General features: G+C 72.3%; 17 protein-coding genes. 10 read left to right on the top strand and 7 right to left on the bottom strand.

All coding sequences use genetic code 11. The features are described from left to right. Positions 1 to 291 precede the first annotated feature (291 nt). Together ACFQS7_RS09590 and ACFQS7_RS09585 are read left to right on the top strand one after the other, a co-directional pair. Positions 292 to 3030: a hypothetical protein gene (locus ACFQS7_RS09590; protein WP_380066818.1), complete on the top strand. Its 2739-nt coding sequence runs from the start codon at positions 292 to 294 to the stop codon at positions 3028 to 3030. A 107-nt stretch (positions 3031 to 3137) separates the two neighbouring features. Next, positions 3138 to 4115 carry a TRAP transporter substrate-binding protein gene (locus ACFQS7_RS09585; protein ID WP_380066817.1) on the top strand — a complete coding sequence of 326 codons (978 nt, stop codon included), beginning with the start codon at positions 3138 to 3140 and terminating at the stop codon, positions 4113 to 4115. 42 nt (positions 4116 to 4157) lie between these two features. On the opposite strand, the gene ACFQS7_RS09580 is transcribed toward ACFQS7_RS09585, so the two are convergent. After that, positions 4158 to 4661: an Ig-like domain-containing protein gene (locus ACFQS7_RS09580; RefSeq protein WP_380066816.1), complete on the bottom strand. Its 504-nt coding sequence runs from the start codon at positions 4659 to 4661 to the stop codon at positions 4158 to 4160. After that, on the bottom strand, positions 4661 to 5218 hold the full coding sequence (locus tag ACFQS7_RS09575; RefSeq protein WP_380066815.1) for a hypothetical protein: 558 nt from the start codon (positions 5216 to 5218) through the stop codon (positions 4661 to 4663). The genes ACFQS7_RS09580 and ACFQS7_RS09575 overlap by 1 nt, the downstream gene beginning before the upstream one ends. Positions 5219 to 5522: 304 nt before the next feature. Between ACFQS7_RS09575 and ACFQS7_RS09570 the strand changes: the two genes are divergently transcribed. Next, entirely contained in the window at positions 5523 to 6008 is a 486-nt protein-coding gene (locus ACFQS7_RS09570; protein WP_380066814.1) for a CHAP domain-containing protein, read from the top strand. A gap of 53 nt (positions 6009 to 6061) precedes the next feature. Here the strand turns inward: ACFQS7_RS09570 and ACFQS7_RS09565 are convergent, their stop codons facing one another. From ACFQS7_RS09565 to ACFQS7_RS09555, 3 genes are all read right to left on the bottom strand, one after another. Continuing rightward, positions 6062 to 6799: a cold-shock protein gene (locus ACFQS7_RS09565; protein WP_380066813.1), complete on the bottom strand. Its 738-nt coding sequence runs from the start codon at positions 6797 to 6799 to the stop codon at positions 6062 to 6064. Positions 6800 to 6897: 98 nt separating this feature from the next. After that, positions 6898 to 8211 (bottom strand): NAD(P)/FAD-dependent oxidoreductase, encoded by a 1314-nt coding sequence (locus tag ACFQS7_RS09560; protein WP_380066812.1) that lies wholly within the window; start codon positions 8209 to 8211, stop codon positions 6898 to 6900. Further along, a complete protein-coding gene (locus tag ACFQS7_RS09555; protein ID WP_380066811.1) occupies positions 8208 to 8828 on the bottom strand; it encodes a 2-hydroxychromene-2-carboxylate isomerase in 621 nt (206 codons plus the stop codon). The genes ACFQS7_RS09560 and ACFQS7_RS09555 overlap by 4 nt, the downstream gene beginning before the upstream one ends. A 118-nt stretch (positions 8829 to 8946) precedes the next feature. Between ACFQS7_RS09555 and ACFQS7_RS09550 the strand changes: the two genes are divergently transcribed. Next, the gene (locus tag ACFQS7_RS09550) at positions 8947 to 10539 is read left to right on the top strand and encodes an alkaline phosphatase D family protein (protein ID WP_380066810.1); all 1593 of its coding nucleotides are present in this window, start codon (positions 8947 to 8949) and stop codon (positions 10537 to 10539) included. 387 nt (positions 10540 to 10926) lie between these two features. Here the strand turns inward: ACFQS7_RS09550 and ACFQS7_RS09545 are convergent, their stop codons facing one another. Continuing rightward, entirely contained in the window at positions 10927 to 12456 is a 1530-nt protein-coding gene (locus ACFQS7_RS09545; RefSeq protein ID WP_380066809.1) for a hypothetical protein, read from the bottom strand. A 174-nt stretch (positions 12457 to 12630) separates the two neighbouring features. Between ACFQS7_RS09545 and ACFQS7_RS09540 the strand changes: the two genes are divergently transcribed. The 6 genes from ACFQS7_RS09540 (at position 12631) to ACFQS7_RS09515 (ending at position 16302) form a co-directional block, all read left to right on the top strand. After that, the gene (locus ACFQS7_RS09540) at positions 12631 to 12987 is read left to right on the top strand and encodes an NADH:ubiquinone oxidoreductase subunit NDUFA12 (protein ID WP_380066808.1); all 357 of its coding nucleotides are present in this window, start codon (positions 12631 to 12633) and stop codon (positions 12985 to 12987) included. A gap of 25 nt (positions 12988 to 13012) precedes the next feature. Then, positions 13013 to 13519: an outer membrane lipid asymmetry maintenance protein MlaD gene (mlaD, locus tag ACFQS7_RS09535; RefSeq protein WP_380066807.1), complete on the top strand. Its 507-nt coding sequence runs from the start codon at positions 13013 to 13015 to the stop codon at positions 13517 to 13519. Continuing rightward, complete coding sequence (locus tag ACFQS7_RS09530; protein WP_380066806.1) at positions 13516 to 13734, top strand: hypothetical protein; 219 nt, start codon at positions 13516 to 13518, stop codon at positions 13732 to 13734. Before mlaD ends, ACFQS7_RS09530 begins: the two co-directional genes overlap by 4 nt. Next, positions 13731 to 14084, top strand: coding sequence for a DUF2155 domain-containing protein (locus ACFQS7_RS09525; protein WP_380066805.1), 354 nt, complete (start codon positions 13731 to 13733; stop codon positions 14082 to 14084). Before ACFQS7_RS09530 ends, ACFQS7_RS09525 begins: the two co-directional genes overlap by 4 nt. Then, the gene (locus tag ACFQS7_RS09520) at positions 14081 to 15043 is read left to right on the top strand and encodes an MBL fold metallo-hydrolase (RefSeq protein WP_380066804.1); all 963 of its coding nucleotides are present in this window, start codon (positions 14081 to 14083) and stop codon (positions 15041 to 15043) included. Before ACFQS7_RS09525 ends, ACFQS7_RS09520 begins: the two co-directional genes overlap by 4 nt. A gap of 92 nt (positions 15044 to 15135) precedes the next feature. Beyond that, positions 15136 to 16302 carry a GNAT family N-acetyltransferase gene (locus ACFQS7_RS09515; protein ID WP_380066803.1) on the top strand — a complete coding sequence of 389 codons (1167 nt, stop codon included), beginning with the start codon at positions 15136 to 15138 and terminating at the stop codon, positions 16300 to 16302. Here ACFQS7_RS09515 and ACFQS7_RS09510 read toward each other — a convergent pair whose 3' ends face one another. Then, positions 16303 to 17880: an ABC transporter substrate-binding protein gene (locus ACFQS7_RS09510; protein WP_380066802.1), complete on the bottom strand. Its 1578-nt coding sequence runs from the start codon at positions 17878 to 17880 to the stop codon at positions 16303 to 16305. Between the last annotated feature and the right edge of the window lie 18 nt (positions 17881 to 17898).

Raw genomic sequence — 17898 nt, 5'->3', positions numbered from 1 at the left:
TGGGCCGGGTCGTCCACGCCTCTGGGCGTGCCGCCGGCGCCGATGCGGGCGGTCGCGCAGGCCCGGTGCGCCGCCGATTCGATCCCTCGCGCCGACAGAAATCGATGGGCTCCAGACAGGATCCGTCTCGGTTGTATGCCAGCGGCCCAGTATCGACCGCGCATTGTCGTCACCCTCCGGCGATGTGCCCAACGCCATCACGATCGTTCAACATACGATGCTGGTTTGAACTGAATCAAAGTCGGTCGTGGCCCGCTGTCCTGACGGTCTCCTCCCAGAAGGAGGCGCGAGATGTACGGCATGGAAACGTCCCGGCAGCGGGTGATTCCGATCGGCCTGTTGGTCCTGATCCCGGTTCTCGCCAATCTGTTTCCTCTGGTGACGGACTGGTCGGCCGACCCGCGCTACTATGTCTCCGGGCTCTCGGTCGGGCCGCAGGACAGCCTGCTGCCCGGGCTGCCCGGCTGGCTCGATCCGCATGCCGGCCTGACCATGCAGTCGCTCGGCGGGCTCGCTGCCCGGAACTGGCTGAGCGGCGTCATTCCCTGGTGGAACCCCTATTCCGGCCTCGGCCTGCCCCTGGTGGCCGAAATGCAGCCGGCCGCCTTCTTCCTGCCCTTCGTGCTGCTGCTCAGCCTGGAAGATGGCCTCATCCTGCAAAAGATGGCGCTGCAGGTCCTGGCGGGGCTGGCGACCTATGCGCTGCTCCGCCGGCTCGGCCTGACCCGCGCCGCCGCCTTGCTGGGCGGGATCTGCTACCAGGTGAACGGCACCTTCGCCTGGTTCGCCGATGCTCCGATCACGCCCATCGCCTTCCTACCGCTGTTCCTCCTCGGTCTCGAGCACGCGCTGCACGCTGCGCGCACCGGCCGTGCCGGCGGCTGGGCGGCGATCGGGGCGGCGATCGGCTACTCGCTCTATGCCGGCTTCCCGGAAACCGCCTATCTGAACGGCCTGCTTGCGCTGGCCTGGGCCACCGTCCGCTGGGCGACCGAGGCGGCCGGCGTGCGGCTCGCCTTCCTGCGCAAGGTGGCCGCCGGTGGGGTTTCCGGTCTGCTGGTCGCCGCCCCTTTGCTGCTGCCCTTCGCGCAGTTCATGGCGGTGGCGGACGAGTCCGCCCGCCTCGATTTCAACCGCATTGGCCTGCTCCGCCCCGGCCTAGCAGCCTACCTGCTGCCATACATTTTCGGCCCGGTTGCGCATTTCCAGAACATCGATCCGACCGGCCTGCTGATCTATATCGGCGGCATGCTGGGCGGCTATGTCGGGGTGCCGCTGGCCTTCCTCGTGCTCGTCGGACTGCTGGCGCCGCGGCGGGAACGCGCGCTGCGCCTGCTGCTTGCCGGCTGGATCGCGGTCCACCTTGCCCGAACCGCGATGGTGCCGGGAATTACCCAGCTGGTCGGCAGCATCCCCTTGATGGATGTGACGGCGGTCTTCCGGTATTCGCCGCCATCCTGGGAAATGGCCGCGATCATCCTCGCCGCCTTCGCCCTGGATGCCTGGCAGCGCCAGGGACGCCTCGGCTGGCAGGCGATCGGCCTGCCCCTTCTGGCTGTCCTGCTGGCCCTTGGGCTTGCCCTGGCAGCCGCCTCGGGCATCGTCGCCGCGCTGTGGCGGGTGTCCCTCGCCTACCGTCCCTGGCCGCTCCTGTCGCTCGGCTGGGCGGCGTTGACGCTGGCCTCGCTGGTCTGGCTGCTGCGGCTTGGCCCGGCGCGGGGCCTGCGGCCGCTGGCGGCCCTGCTCGTCCTGGATGCGATGGTGATGTTCGGCCTGCCCTTGCTCGCCGGCACGCGGAACCATGCGCTCGATACGGGTGCGGTGGCGTTCCTGCAGCGCAATCTCGGCCTCCAGCGTTTCTACACGCTTGCGCCGCTCGCGCCGAACTATGGTGCCCATTATGGGGTCGCATCGATCAACCACAGCTACCAGCCGATCCCGCGATCCTGGGTTGCGCATGTGAAAGACAAGCTCGATCCCGCGATCCATCCGGCGATCTTTGCCGGGAACACGCCGGCGTTCGACGCCGATGGGCAGACCAGGCTGGAAGCCTTCCAGCGACGCCAAGCCGCCTATGCGGCCGACGGCGTGCGCTACGTACTGGCCTTTTCGGGCCAGAATCCGCTGGCCGAACAGCAGCCGGCATTGCGCTTCGGCGGAGCCCGGCCCGCCGACGCCCTGCCGATTCCGCTCGGCGGGGTGCTGGACGGCACGCTGCCTTCCACGCTGCCGAATGCGGGTGATCTGGTAGCGGTCGACGTCGTGGTCGGCACCTTCCACGGTGCGGCGGATGGCGACCTTGTCCTGCGGCTCTGTGCCGCCGCCGATTGCGTCGAAGGGCGCCGGCGGCTGGCGGAGCTCGCGGACAACCTGCCCGCCCGCATCCCGCTCGAACGGCCGCTGAGCGTCGCGGTCGATCAGGCGCTGCGCATCGCCTTGTTCCAGGACGGCGCCACCCGGCCCGCCGCCATCTGGGTGTGGCGCCCACCGGTCACCGGGCTTCCCGGCGCCGGCCAGCGCGGCTGGCTGGGCGATCCGGCGGCAGGGCTGCTGCCGACGCTCTCGCTCGCCTATGCCACCACCGCCGGGCCGGCGCCGGCACCAGTCTATCGAGGCCCCGTCGTCGACATCTTCGAATTGCCCGATGCCGCGCCGTATTTCGAAGTTGTCGGCGGTCCCTGCCGGCTGCGCATCACCTCGCGTGAGATGCTGACGGCCGACTGCGATGCGCCGGCGCGGCTGATACGGCGGGAATTCGCCTATGACGGATGGAGTGCCTCGGTGAACGGCCAGCCCCGCGCGGTCCGGCCGGTGGATGGCCTGTTCCAGTCCATCGACCTGCCGGCCGGCGGGAGCGAGGTGCGCTTCGCCTTCGCGCCGCCGCATATCCGCTGGACCCTCCTGCCCTTCATCCTCGGCTTGGCCGGATGTGCCGCCGGTCGCACGCGGGATCGGGCCCTTCGCCCGACCGGGCGGGTCGAACCGCCAGCCGAAGGGCGCCGCCCCGCGGCACCGGCGCCGTCGTTCTGACCCGTGGCCGTCGGCGCGTCCCTGGCCGGCGGCGCAACGGCCTGCCATACTGCATGCCAGGGAAGAACGCCGCCCTCCACGGCCCATCGAAATCTCGGAGGAGCGGTATGCACCGCCTCGTTGCCCTTGCGCTGGCGGCCGTCCTGGCAGCCGCGATGCCTGCCCGTGCCCAGACCAAATGGGTCATGGCCACGCCCTACCCGGACGCCAATTTCCACACCCAGACCATCAAGTTCTTCCTGGCCGAGGTGGAGAAGGCGGCCCCCGGCAAGCTGGCGGTGCAGTTGCATCCCAATGCCTCCCTGCTGCCGCTGCTGCAGATCAAGCGCGCGGTGCAGACCGGCCAGGTGCAGATGGGCGAGATCCTGCTCGGCGCCTATGGCAACGAGGACCCGGTCTTCGAGGTCGACTTCATCCCCTTCCTCGCCGCCACCTACGGCCAGGCCCGCGCCCTGCACGCGGCGACCGAGGCCGCGCTGCGCACCCGCTTCGAGAAGCAGGGCGTCACGCCGCTGTACTACGTGCCCTGGCCGAGCCAGGCGCTCTACGGCAAGTCCGAGATCCGCAGCCTCGAGGACCTCAAGGGCGCCCGCTTCCGCGCGCAGACACCGATCATCGCCCGCATGGCGGAGCTGATCGGCGCGACCCCGGTGATGGTGCAGGCGGCCGACGTGCCGCAGGCCTTCGCCACCGGAATCGTCAACGCGCTGCTGACCAGCGCGCAGACCGGCGCCGACAGCGCCGCCTGGGATTTCTCGAGATATGTCTACGACATCGGCTTCACCCTGACCCGCAACGCGGTGCTGGTGAACACCCGCGCCTTCATGGCGCTGGACGAGCCGACCCGGGCGGCCATGCGCGACGCCGCGGCAAGGGCGATGGAGCACGGCTGGGCCGCGGCCAAGGCGTCCGAGGAGGTGCAGATGGCCAGGCTCAAGGCGCATGGCATGCAGGCGCCGGAGCCGAGCCCCGAGCTGATGGCGCAGCTCCGCGCGGTGGGGGCGAAGCAGGAGGAGGAATGGGCGACCAAGGCCGGCCCGGACGGCCGCGCCCTGCTGGAACGCTACCGCAGCCTGCGGCAATAGGCGGACATCCGGGGAGGGCGTCGCCACCCTCCCCGTCTCATCCTACCGCTTCTTCGCCGGGGCGCGGCGGGCCGGCGCGGCGGCCGGCGGCGGCGCGGGCGGCGCCGGCGGCGGGGTGTACTGCACCGTCACCATCACCCGCAGCGCCGGGTTGCCCGGCAGCATCCGCACGGTGAAGCGGTCCTCGCCGCCGAAGCCGGCGTCCGGGGTATAGCTGATCCGCGACACGTCACCGACCTTGTGCACATGCACCCGGCCATGCTCCGGCCGGCCGACCAGCAGCCCGGCGTTGTACGGCTTCGGACCCGACTGGGCGACGTTGATGCCGCACCAGCCGCCGTCGTTCTTCATCACCATGGTCGCCTCGGCCTGCTGGCCGGCGGAGAGCTCGACCTTCGGCGGCACGGTGCAGACCGAGGAGGCGCCCTGGGTATCGACGTAGAAGACGCGGGCGCCGGAAGCGGTGATGCGCGGCTGCTCGGCGCAGCCGGCGAGCAGCGCCATCGCCGCGGCGAGGGCCAGGCCGCTTTTCGCGGTGACGGACATCAGCGGGCGCTCCGGCGGGCGGCGGCAGGGGCGGCGGCGGCGCCGCCCGGGCAGGCGGTGACGCCGGAGGACAGCAGGTCCTTGGTCGCGGCATAGGCCGGCAGGTCGGTCACGCCCTGCAGCGACATCACCTCGTCGAACAGGCCGTTGTTGCGCGCGCAATAGTCGCTGCCGAGCTGGCGGGCGGCATTCGAGCGGGCATTGGCCAGCTCGGTGATGAAGATGTCCTGCTGGCGCTGGCCGCTCTTGCCGTGGCTGCGGCTGAAATACTGGCCGATGCCGCGGTTGGTCACCACCAGCGCCTGCTGGTAGCGGCGGACGAAGTCGTTGTAGCGATCCTCGGAGACGCCCTTGCAGGTGGTGGCGACGACCATCAGCTCGGTCTTCAGCGCCTCGACCTCGAAGATCGCCTGGTCGGTCTCGTTGGCGCAACGCGCCAGGGCATGGGCGGGCTGGCCGATCAGCATGGCGGCGGCAAGCAGCACCGCGATGCCGCGCTTGCGGCCCCCGGCCCGGTGGCCCATCGCCCGCTCCGACGGCGGGAAATTCCTTGTCATCCGTGTTGTCCTTCCTGGCAGCGGCAGGACGCCCTGGCCGTCTCCGATCCGGCCCGGTGCGTTGCGGCACCGTGGTCCAGGCCGCCCTTTCAGCACATCGGCGCGGCGGTAGCGATAGGCTGGCGACACGCCGTTGCCGCCAGGCTTCGCGGTGGCCGGAGAGCAACAGCTTGTCGCCGGTGGCTGAGTCGTGGAATCAAGGCGCTGCAGGCGCTTGGCGGCGCCGGCTAGGGGCCGTCCCGTGATCAAAACATCTTTGTCATTGGCGCCGGCCGGGTGCAGTCGTGGCCGGATCGACCCCCTGGTGGCGCGTCGCCTGGCGCTGCTGGCCCCGCTCGCCCTGCCCCTGCTGGCCCTGGCCGGCTGCGGCACTGCCCGCATGCCGCAGCCGGCCGGTGCCGGCGGCCTGTCCTGCGTGCCCTATGCGCGGTCGCGGTCGGGGATCGCGCTGCGCGGCGATGCCTGGCAATGGTGGGAGGCCGCCGAGGGCCGCTATGCCCGCGGCCGGGCGCCGCGGACCGGCAGCGTGCTGGTGCTGATGCGCACCTCCCGCCTGCCGCAGGGCCATGTGGCGGTGGTGACGCGGGTGGTCTCGGCGCGGGAGGTCCGGGTGGACCACGCCAACTGGGCCTCCGGCGCCGCCAAGGGGCGGGAGGCGCGCGACCAGCCGGTGCAGGATGTCTCGCCGGGCAACGACTGGTCGCTGGTGCGGGTCTGGTTCCCCCGGGTGAGGGACTACGGCGCCAGCAACTGGCCGGCCTACGGCTTCGTCCATGCGACGACGGCCTGACATTGAAATGGCCGGGCGGACCCGGCCATTTCCTGGGGCGATAGCGCCCGCCGCTATTCCTTCAGGTTGACGGCCTGGCGCCCGCGCTGTCCGTCGCGCACGTCGAGGTCGATCTTCTCGCCCTGCTGGACATCCTGGCGCCCGGCGCGCTGCAGCACGGAGGAATGCAGGAACACGTCCTGGCCGCCGTCTTCCGGCGTGACGAAGCCGAAGCCGCGCACCTGGTCGAACCACTTCACCGTGCCGGTCACCGCATAGGTCGGGCCGCCGGCGTCGCGGTCGCCGAACTCGCGCCGCGGCGGACGGTCGCCGAAGCCGCCTTGGCGCGGCGCGCCGAAGCCGCCGCCACCGCCGAAGCCGCCCTGGCGCGGCGCACCGAAGCCGCCGCCACCGAAGCCGCCACCGCCAAAGTCGCGCCGCGGCGGCGGCCGGTCACCGAAGCCACCGCCTCCGAAGTCACGCCGCGGCGGCCGGTCGCCGAACCCGCCACCCGAGGCGCCGAAGGCCGGCCGGCGCGGCGCCATGCCGGCGGCGCCGCCCCCATCGCCGCGCCGCAACTCGGTGATCCGGGTCACGAGGCGTCGGCCCTGGCGATCCGTGCCGATTTCGCAGACGAGGGTATCGCCGGTGTCGGGAGGCTCGATCCCCGCTTCGGTCAGCGCCGAGGCATGGAAGAACACGTCCTGACCATCCGGGCCCAGCACGAAGCCGAAGCCCTTCCGGGCGTTGTACCACTTCACCTGGGCCTCGACGGGCCCGGTGCCGCCCTGCATGTCGTTGTCGGAAGGCACTTGCTTATTATTCCGTATCTAGTGTCGCGCACCCCGTCAGGAATGCGGGGCGCTGCCGAGCAGCATGACATCCCGCTGCCACCAATGCGAGGGGGAAATCAGCCGAATCGGGCCGGTGAATATGGCCGCGGATCGATCTCCGGCGGCCTTTCGCCCATCAGTTGCGCGACCAGCCGGGCGGTGCGCGGCGCCGCCACCAGCCCGACATGGCCATGGCCGAAGGCATGCAGGATGTCGGCGCTGCCGCGCGACCTTCCGATGCAAGGCAGCCCGTCCGGCATGCTGGGCCGGTGTCCCATCCAGAACGTCACGCGCGAAGCGGGCAGGTCGCGCGGCAGGGCGGGGAAGCTCCGCAGCAGGTGGTCGCGCAGGATCGCGGCGCGTTGCCAGTTCGGCGCGGCCTCGATCCCGGCGATCTCCACCTGCCCGGCGCAGCGCAGGCCACGATCGGTCCAGGTGATCGACATCTTGCCGTCGGAGGGCATCAGCGGGGTGCGCGGCCCGGTCCCCGGATCCTCGATCATCGCGTGGTAGCCACGCTCGGATTCCAGCGGCAGCCGGTCGCCCGCGGCGGCGGCCAGCGCCTTCGAATGCGCGCCGGCGCTGATCACCGCGCGGTCGGCGGCGATCTCGCCGGCCTCGGTCAGCACCGCGCGCAGCCGCCCGGCCTCGATGCGGAAGCCGGTGGCCCGCGCCGCGACGCGCTGCGCCCCCTCCGCCTCGGCCAAGGCGACCAGCGCCGCGACATAGGCGCCGGGATCGCGGCAGTGGCCGCCTTCCTCGACCAGCGCGGCGAAGCCGTAGCGCCGGTCGAGCGTCGGCTCGCGCTGGTGCAGTTCCTTCGCCGAGAGTTCCAGCCAGTCGATCCCGACCTGGCGGCGGATCCGCCAGGCCATCGCCTCGGCCTCGAACTCGGCGCGCGAGGGGTAGACATACATCAGCCCGCGCCGCTCGATCAGCGGAGCGACGCCGGCCGCCGCGGCCAGCGCCGCATGCGCCGCCGGCGCGTCGCGCAGCAGGGCACGCAAGGCGACGGCGGTGCGCGCCACCCGCGCCTCGGTCCAGCCGGAGGCGAGGTAGCGCGCCAGCCAGGGCAGCACGCGCGGCAGGTAGGACCAGCGGATCGCCAGCGGCCCGAGCGGGTCGGCCAGGAACCCCGGCACCTTGCGCCACAGCCCCGGGGTCGCCGGCGGGATCACCGACATCGGGCTGAGCCAGCAGCCGTTGCCGTAGCTCGCCGCCTGCTCGCCGCCCGGCGCGCCGGGCTCGAGGATGGTGACCGCGTGGCCGTCGCGCAGCAGGGCGAGCGCGGTGCAGGCGCCGACGATGCCGGCGCCGATGACGACGGCATGCATGGGGTGGCGCGGCCGCTTCACGCCCTCGCTGTCGCTCGGCCGATCGGACGCGGTCACGACGACTGCACCGTCTCGCCGGCCAGCGCCTGGTCGAGGAAGAACAGCCGGTCCTGCCCCCAGAGCCACAGGTCGCCGAAGAAGAAGGTCGGGCTGCCGAAGACGCCGCGCGCTACCGCCGCGGCGTTGTTCGCCGCCCATTCGGCATGGACGTCCGGGCCTTCCTCGGCCGCCACCAGCGCCGCGCCGTCCATCCCCAGCGCATCGCCGATCGCCGCCCGCACCCCGGCCAAAGCGATGTCGCGCTGCTCGACCCAGAGCGCGGTGAGGATGGCCTGCGACAGCGCCTGCGCGTCGAGCCCCCGCGCCTGCGCCGCCATCACCATCCGCCCGGCCGGGCGCTGGTCGGCCGGCGGGTAGTGCCGCGGCTTCGGGACCAGCGGCATGTCCAGGTGCCGCGACCAGCGGTCGAGCTCCAGCGCGTGATACTCCTGCCGCGGCTGCGGCCTGGTGCGCAGCGGGATGCCGCCGGTCTGCGGCACCACCGCCTGGAAGTCGTAGGGCCGCAGCAGCACCCGGGCGCCATGCCGCGCGGCGATGGCGCGCAGCCGCGGCCCGGCGAGATACATCCAGGGCGAGGACAGGGTGTAGAAACACTCGACCAGGCGATCGGTCATGCGGCACGTCCTTGGCGGTGCCGCGAGCATAGGCGCTCGTCATCCCCCGGCAACCGGACCGACGCCGAAGCGTCACGCGGCTTCGGTACACGCGACCTGCCGAACCCAGGAGACGCGCATGTCCAATGTCCACATCCCCGGGCGCATCCGCCGCCGCACGGCGCTGCTCGGCGCCGCAGCCCTTGCCGGCAGCAGCCGCCTCGCCTTCGGCCAGGGCAGCGCGCCGGCCGTCATCGCCGCCGAATCGGCGCGGCCGAAGGCCGACTGGGGCGCCGCGACCGGCGACGTCACCGCCGACCGCGCCCTGGTCTGGAGCCGGGCCGACCGCACCGCCCGCCTGCTGGTCGAATGGTCGACCGACGAGGGCATGAGGAACCCGACGCGGCTGCGCGGCCCCTGGGCGACCGAGGCAACCGACTTCACCGCGCGCCTCGACCTCACCGGCCTGCCGGCCGATGCCGAGATCTTCTACCGCGCCAGCTTCGCCGGCCCCGATGCGGGCGCACCGCTCTCAGCCCCGGTGCAGGGCCGCTTCCGCACCGCGCCGGGCAGCCGGCGCGACGTGCGCTTCCTCTGGTCGGGCGACACCGCCGGCCAGGGCTGGGGCATCAACGAGGCCTGGGGCGGCATGCGCTGCTACGAGACCATGCGGCGGACCGGCGCCGACTTCTTCATCCATTGCGGCGACACGATCTATGCCGACGGCCCGATCCAGCCGGAGGTGACGCTGCCGGACGGCACGATCTGGAAGAACCTGGTGACGCCCGAGGTCACCAAGGTGGCCGAGACGCTCGGCGAATTCCGCGGCCGGCACCGCTACAACCTGATGGACCGGAATGTCCGCGCCTTCCATGCCGAGGTGCCGCAGCTCTGGATGTGGGACGACCACGAGGTCACCAACAACTGGTCGGACAGCAAGCTGCTCGACCAGCGCTATGCCGAGACGCGCGTCGGCCAGCTGCAGGCGATGGCGACCCGCGCCTTCCTCGACTACGCGCCGATCCGCGCCCCGGGCGCCGACGAGGCCGAGCGGATCTACCGCAAGCTGGCCTACGGCCCGCACCTCGATGTCTTCGCCCTCGACATGCGCAGCTACCGCGGGCCGAACACGCATAACCGGCAGGAGCAAGCCGGGCCGGAGACTGCCTTCCTCGGCCGGGAGCAGATCCACTGGCTGCTGCGCGGCCTGATCGAGAGCCGGGCGACCTGGAAGGTGATCGCCGCCGACATGCCGGTCGGGCTGCTGGTGCCGGACGGCAAGGACGCCGAGGGCCGGGCGATGTTCGAGGCGATCGCCAACGGCGACGGCCCGGCCCTGGGGAGAGAGCTTGAAATTGCCGGGCTGCTGTCCGCCATCAAGGCGGCCGGCCTCAGGAACATCGTCTGGGTCACCGCCGACGTGCACTATACCGCGGCGCACCGCTACGACCCGGCCCGCGCCCGGCAGGCCGACTTCCTGCCCTTCTGGGAATTCGTCTCGGGCCCGCTGCATGCCGGCGGCTTCGGCCCCAATGCGCCGGACGATACCTTCGGCCTGGAGGTGGTCTGGCAGAAGGCCCCCGACGGCCGGGTCAACGTCTCCCCGGTCGAGGGCGGGCAGTTCTTCGGCGAGGCGGCGATCGACGGCCGCAGCGGGGCGCTGACGGTGATGCTGAAGGACCTGACCAATGCCGTGCTCTGGCAGCGGAGCTTCGAGCCGGAGCGCGGCTGATCCAGACCGGCACCGCGCTCCCTGCGGTAGGCGAAGCCCGCCGCGCCTGCGGCGAGCCAAGGCCGCGGATGCGGCCGCCCGGCGCCTGAGGGCACGACACGGCATGCCAGCGGTCGCCGACGATCACCGCCGGCATAAGTTCCTTTTTTGTTCCAATACGGGAGCCCTGCGTGCTAGGCTTCCCGCCGCCAAGGGGTGAGCTGCGCCTGGCGGCCGGGGCGGCGCGGCAGGGCAAGTTGATAATTTTATTCGCCGAAGAACAAAGCGGAACGAATGCCGCTCCTCAGCAGGATCAGGCGGTTGCAGCCGAAACAGGGTCCGCCGGCCGCCGCACGCATAAATCGGATTGAGAGGAATTGAGCCCGGTTGAGCGGGATTGAGGCGGCTTCAGCCGACCACCCGCAGCGACCGCCGCCGCCCGCGCGGGCTGGCCGAGGCCGGCAGGTCGAGCGGCAGCAGCGGCGCCATCTCGGCGGCATGGCCGACCGAATCGCCGAGGCAATCGGCCTCCGAGGGCTGCGGCAGGTCGCGCCGGCCCAGGTAGTCCAGCGCCAGCCGGCGGAAGGCCCAGTCGAGCACGGAGGTGGCGCGCGGGATGGCTGGGTCGCCCTCGACCAGCCCGGCCGGGCCGAAGCGGGTATAGGCGAAGGCCTCGACATAGTCGGCCAGCGGCACGCCGCGCTGCAGCCCCATGGAGACCGACTGGGCGAAGCCGTCCATCAGGCTGCGGAAGGCGGCGCCCTCCTTCGACAGGGTGAAGGCGATCTCCAGCAGGTGGCCCTCGGGGTCCTCCGCCGTTCGCAGCACCACGCGGTGGCCGCCGACCGTGACATGCAGCGCGGCGCCGACGTGGCGGCGGAGCATGCCGGCCGGCTTCGGCACCGCCCGCGCCGGGCCGGGCATCGCCACCGGGCCCGGGGGCTCGACATGCAGGAAGGGGGCGACGGCCTGGCGCATCGCCTCCCGCGCCGTCTCCGGCACCGGGCCGAGCAGTTCGGCCACGCGCGGCCCGGCCCGCAGCGCGGCGCGGGTCGGCACCTCCATCGCCTGGCCGGCGGCGGTCAGCACGCTGCGGGTGGCGCCGGCGGCCGGCGCAATGCCGCCGGTCTCGGCGCCGAGCAGGGCCTCGACCGCATCCGCGCCGGCGAGTGCCACCAGCGCCTGGTGGCGCAGGCCGGGCGCGCCGGCGGCGGCGTCCAGCGCGGCGCGGGCGGCCGCCGCCAGGCCGGGGACCGGGGTCTCGCCCGGCGGCGCGGGCCAGAGCAGGGCGACAGGTTCACGGGCGCCGAGCGCCGCGGCGATGCGGCCCGACTCGGCCTCGGCCGCACCGCGGGTCAGCGCCGCGATCGCCGCGGCGACGGAACGGGCTTTGTCCGAATCATAGGCAAGCCCCAGCCCGGCGAGGAGCCCGGCCAGGTCGGCAAAGCCGAGTCGCAGCCGGCCGGCCTTGCCGGAGGCGAGCGCATCCAGCGCCCGGACGGCCAGGGCACAGGCCTCGGCATAGCCTTCCAGGTCGAAGCCGCCCTCGGCCTCGAGGAAGGCCGGCAGGTTGAGCACGAAGCGCGGCTCGGCCAGGGCGCGGGGGGGCCTGGCCTCGTTGTGCCAGACCTCGATGCCGGGGGCGCCGCGGCGGGTCAGCAGGAGGGCGCGCAGGCTTTCGGCCAGGGCCTGTGCCGCGGCCTCGTCCAGCAGCCCGGCCTTGCGGCCGCGGCCGGCGACGCGGCCGATCCAGGCTTCGGCGGCGCGCGGCAGGCTGGTGGGGCCGTCGCCCGGGGCCAGGGCGGCCAGCGCCTCGGCCGCGGTCGCCTCCCAGGTCGCCGGCAGCGCCACCGCGCGCGGCGGGGCGTCCGGGTCGGCCCCCGCGCGCCGGCGCCGCAGCGCCACCCCTTCCCACAGCGTGCCCTGGATGCGTGCCATGGCGCGATGGTACGGCGACCGTTGCGGGTGGGGAAGCCAGATTTGGTGATTCATCGCCCGATTGACCGCAACATGATGTGGATAACGCCGCGAAACGGGCGACTTTGCACCGCAGCAGGCGCTGTGCGATTGTGCCCCCAGCGCGGCTACCCCCCGAGGAGCGTTTCCGGCCCCATGTCCTTCCTGCTTCGCCTCACCTCCTCCCTCCGCGGGCGCAAGGTCGGCACCGACCGTTTCGGCAACGTCTACTACGAGGGCAAGGCCAACCAGCCGGTCTACGGCCGGCCGCGGCGCTGGGTGCTGTATCCGCAGGGCAAGGACCCCACCTCCGTCCCGCCGGAATGGCATGCCTGGCTGCACCACACCGTGGCCGTGCCGCTGTCCGAGACCAAACGTTACCCCTGGCAGCAGGAGCACCGGCCGAACCTGACCGGTACCCCGAGCGCTTACCGTCCCGCCGGCCATGATTATGTGGGCGGCACCCGTCATGTCACCGGCGGCGATTACGAGGCATGGACGCCCGGTTCGTGACGCGGGTGCGTGGAATCTGACCAATATGAAGGGACGCAGTCTCGCCGAGGTCGCGGCCGGAGCGATCGTGCTCGCGGTCGCCGCGGTCTTCCTCGGCTATGCGGTGCTGCATAGCGGCCGCGGCACGGTCTCGGCCGAGGGCATGACGCTCAGCGCCAGCTTCGACCGGATCGACGGCCTGGCCAACGGCGCCGACGTGCGGATCGCCGGCGTCAAGGTCGGCACCGTGACCGACAGCCGGATCGACCCGGAAAGCTTCGCCGCGGTGCTGACGCTGAAGGTCGACCGCAGCCTGAAGCTGCCGAACGACACCTCGGCCGAGGTCACCTCGGAAGGGCTGCTGGGCGGCAAGTATGTCTCGCTGGTCCCCGGCGGCAGCGACAGGCTGCTGGCCGATGGCGGCCGGATCACCGAGACGCAGGGCTCGGTCAGCCTTGAATCGCTGCTGGGCCGGTTCATCTTCTCGGTCACCCAGATGAACGGCAGTGCGAGCCAGCAGCAGGGGGACGCCGCGCCGGCGAGCCCGAAATGAGCCTGGAGGCACCCGACCTCTGGCCGGGCGCCGATGGCGCGCCGCTGTCCTGCCGGGAGAAGCTGAAGGTGCTGGCGGAGAACCATGCGGAGCTCGTCCAGGTGATGCGCGACGCCTTCGAGGACGCCGTGCTGATGGGGGTCGACGAGGCTGCCATGCGGCGCATCCTGGCCGAGCTGGTGCAGGCGCTGCCGAGCCCGAAGCGGCGCGCATGAGGGCGCTGGTGGTCGCGCTGCTGCTGCTGGCCCCCCTGCCCGCGGCGGCGCAGGGTTGGGAGCCGAAGCGCAATGCCGAGCTGCAATTGCTCGACAAGGTCACCGCCCGGGTGACCGTGGTGAAGGCCGCGGTCGGCCAGGCGGCGCCCTTCGGGACGCTCAGCATCCAGGTGCGCGCCTGCAATGCCCGGCCGGTCGGCGAGGTGCCGGACGCGGCGGCCTGGATGGAGATCACCGACAGCCTGCGGCCCGACGTCGCGGCCTTCCGCGGCTGGATGTTCGCCAATGCGCCCGGCGTCAACATGCTGGAGCACCCGGTCTATGACGTGCGGGTGCTGGACTGCAAGTGACGCGCCCGGCGCACCACGCCGCCCAGGGCTTCCGCAACCCGCATGACCCGACGACCCGCACCCTGCGCGACGTCTGGCGCTGGCGGCGGACCACCACGCCGGCGCCCTGGCCGGCCTGGATCGAGGATCCGCCGCAGCCGGTGCCGCCCCGCATCGCGGCCGGCCGGATCGCCGCAACCTTCATCGGCCATGCCAGCTTCCTGGTGCAGATCGGCGGCCGCCGCGTGCTGCTGGACCCGGTCTGGTCGATGCGCGCCAGCCCGCTGGCCTTCGCCGGGCCGAAGCGGGTCCGTGCGCCGGGCCAGAGGCTGGAGGACCTGCCGGGCTGCGACCTGCTGCTGGTCAGCCACAACCACTACGACCACCTGGACCTGCCGACGCTGCGCGCGGTGCGCCGGCGTTGGGCGCCGCCCGCGGTCACCGGGCTCGACAATGCGCGGCACCTCGCCAAGGCCGGCATCCATGGCGCGCGGGAGCTGGACTGGTGGGAGCATGCCGAGGTCGCCGGGCTGCGCGTCACCTACGTGCCGGCGCAGCATTTCTCCGCCCGCACGCCCTGGGACCGCAACCGCAGCCTCTGGGGCGGCTTCGTCATCGAGGCGCCGGACGGCGGCACGGTCTACTTCGCCGCGGATAGCGGCTGGTGCCCGCATTTCGCCGAGATCGGCCGCCGCTTCCCGCGCATCGACCTGGCGCTGATCCCGATCGGCGCCTATGCGCCGCGCTTCTTCATGCAGACCCAGCACATGGACCCGGCGGAGGCGGTGATGGCGCACCGCGCGGTGGGCGCCCAGCGCAGCATCGGCATGCATTTCGGCACCTTCGCGGGGCTGACGGACGAGCCAATCGAGGAGCCGGAGGCCGGGCTGGCGGCGGCAAGGGCGGCGCAGGACGTGGCGCCGGAGGCCTTCGTCACCCTGCCCTTCGGCGCGACGCTGGAGATTGCCGCCGGCGGTTAGCGGGCGATGCGCCGCGTGCCGGCCGCGGTCGCGCCGACACGGTCCGTGCTGCCCCTTGCCCAAGCCTCGTCGCACCGCACATGCTGGGTGGAATGCCCGACAGCACCCCTGCCCTGACGCTCAGCCTGCATCCTGCCATCGCGGAGATCCCCGCGGTGGACTGGGATGCCTGCGCCGGCGACGACAACCCCTTCGTCAGCCACGCCTTCCTCGCGGCGCTGGAGGCGAGCGGCAGCGCCACCTCGCGCACCGGCTGGCTGCCGCAGCACGCCGCGCTTCGCGACGCGGCGGGCGAATTGCTGGCCTGCTGCCCGGCCTATGCGAAATCCCATAGCCAGGGCGAATACGTCTTCGACTATGGCTGGGCCGACGCCTTCGAACGGGCGGGCGGCAGCTACTACCCGAAGCTGCAGGTCTGCTCTCCCTTCAGCCCGGTGCCCGGGCCGCGGCTGCTGGTCCGGCCGGGGGCCGGGATCGGCCCGGCGGCGCTCGGCCAGGGGCTGGTGCAGGCCTGCGGCCAGCTCGACCTCTCCTCGGTGCATATCACCTTCTGCCAGGAGGCCGAGTGGACGGCGCTGGGCGAGACCGGCTGGCTGCGCCGGCTCGGCACCCAGTTCCACTGGCACAACCAGGGCTACGCGACGTTCGACGACTTCCTGGGCGCGCTGGCCTCGCGCAAGCGGAAGGTGATCAAGCGCGAAAGGCGGGATGCCGCGGCGTCCGGCTACGTGCTGAAGACGCTGCGCGGGCACGAGATCACGCCGAGGCACTGGAAGGCCTTCCACCGCTTCTACCGCTCCACCACCGACAAGAAATGGGGCCGCAGCGCCTACCTGACGCCGCGCTTCTGGCCGCTGATGGCGGAGGCGCTCGGCGACCGCGTCGTGTTGATGGTGGCCGAGCAGGACGGCGAGCCGGTGGCCGGCGCGCTGAACCTGCTGGGGCGGGAGGCGCTCTATGGCCGCAACTGGGGCAGCGTGGTGGACGCGCCCTTCCTGCATTTCGAGCTCTGCTACTACCGCGCCATCGACTTCGCCATCGAGCACGGGCTGCCGCGGGTCGAGGCCGGCGCCCAGGGCGAGCACAAGATCCAGCGCGGCTACCTGCCGAGCGCCACCTATTCGGCGCACTGGATCCAGCATCCCGGCCTGCGCCGCGCGGTGGACGACTTCCTCGCGCGCGAGCGTCCGGCGATGCTGCGGGAAATGGAGGCGCTGGCCGAGCTCTCGCCCTTCAAGCGCGCCGGCGAGGCCGAGTGATCAGGCCGGCTTCACCCCCCAGAAGGCCAGGATCTCCGACACCGGCTCGGTGATGGTCTTGCGGTATGCCGTGTTGGCGAAATACTGCCCGGTCGGCAGATAGGGCGCCTCCTCCAGCACCGTGCGCTGGATGTCGGCGCCGATCGCCTGCTGCGCCGCCAGGTCGGGCGCGTCGAACCAGGCCTCGCGCAGCGCATCCAGCCGCGGCACGTTCGGCCAGCCGAACCAGGCCTTCTCGCCATTGGCGCGCAGCCAGGTGGCGACGCCGGGGTTGATGCTGTCGAGCCCGTTCCAGGTGGTGTGGAACATCGACCAGCCGCCCTTCTCCGGCGGCTCCTTGCTGGCCCGCCGCTGCACCAGCGTGCCCCAATCCGATAGCCGGTAATCCACTGCCATGCCGAGCTTCTTGAACAGATCGAGCTGCACCTCGGCAAGCGCCGAGAGCACCTGCTGGTCGGACGGGGCGAGCAGGACGATCGTCTCACCCTTGTAGCCGGCCTCGCGCAGCTCGCGCTTCGATCGCTCCAGGTCACGCGGCGCGGTGATCGCCTCGATCCCCGCATCGCTCGCCAGCGGCGTGCCGGGGGTGAAGACGCCGGCATCGGCGCGCCACAGCGCGGGGTCGGCGCCGGCCGCGGCCGCCATGAAATCGGCCTGGCTCATCGCCCGCAGCACGGCGCGGCGGACCGCCGGCTTGTCGAAGGGCGCATGCAGCGTGTTGAAGATGCCGGTACCGACGGTGCCGAGCGGGCTGCCGCGCTTGACCGCGATGTCGCGCGACCGGCGCAGCACCGGCGCCAGGTCGTTCGGCGGGTTCTCCCACCAATCGACCTCGCCGTTGCGCAGCGCCGCGGCGGCGGTGCCGGGGTCGGGCATCACGGTCCATTCGACGCGGTCGAAATGCACCCGCTTCGGCCCGGCGGCCCAGCTCGCCACGCCCGCGGGCCGCGGCAGGTAGTCCGGGTTGCGCTCGTAGGCCACGCGGGCGCCGACCACGCGCTCCTCCGGCCGGAAGCGGAAGGGGCCGCTGCCGATGGTCTCGCGGATCTGGGTGTTGGCGTCCGCCCCGGCGATGCGCTCCGGCATGACGAAGAGCGCGCTCGGGCCGATCTTGGCGAGCGCCTCGAGCATCGGGCCAAAGCGGCGATTGAGCCGGATGGTGAAGCTGCGGTCGTCGGGCGCCGACATCTCGGCGACCCGGGCCATCAGCACCTGGCTGAGCCCGTCGCGCTGCGCCCAGCGGCGGATCGAGGCGATGCAGTCGCGGCCGCGGACCGGCTCGCCATCGTGGAACTTCAGGCCTTCCCGCAGGCGGAAGCGCCAGGTCAGGCCGTCGGACCCGACCTCGTGCGCCTCGACCATCTGCGGCTGCGGGCGAAGCTGCGCGTCGAGCCCATAGAGCTGGTCGTAGATCATCAGCGCGTGGGTCCGCGTGATGTAGGCGGTGGTGAAGACCGGGTCGAGCACGGTGAGGTCGGTCTGCGGCACGTAGCGCAGCAGGCGTCCGCCGGGGCCTTGGGCAAGGGCGGGCGCGGCCAGCAGGGCGCCGGCGCCGGTCAGCAGGGTTCGTCGCAGCATGGCAGGGCCTCTCGGCGG

It is taken from the genome of Dankookia sp. GCM10030260, assembly GCF_042666655.1.
Lineage (GTDB): Bacteria > Pseudomonadota > Alphaproteobacteria > Acetobacterales > Acetobacteraceae > Paracraurococcus.
The sequence above is the reverse complement of the archived record's forward strand: the minus strand, read 5'-3'. Positions and strand labels throughout refer to the sequence as shown.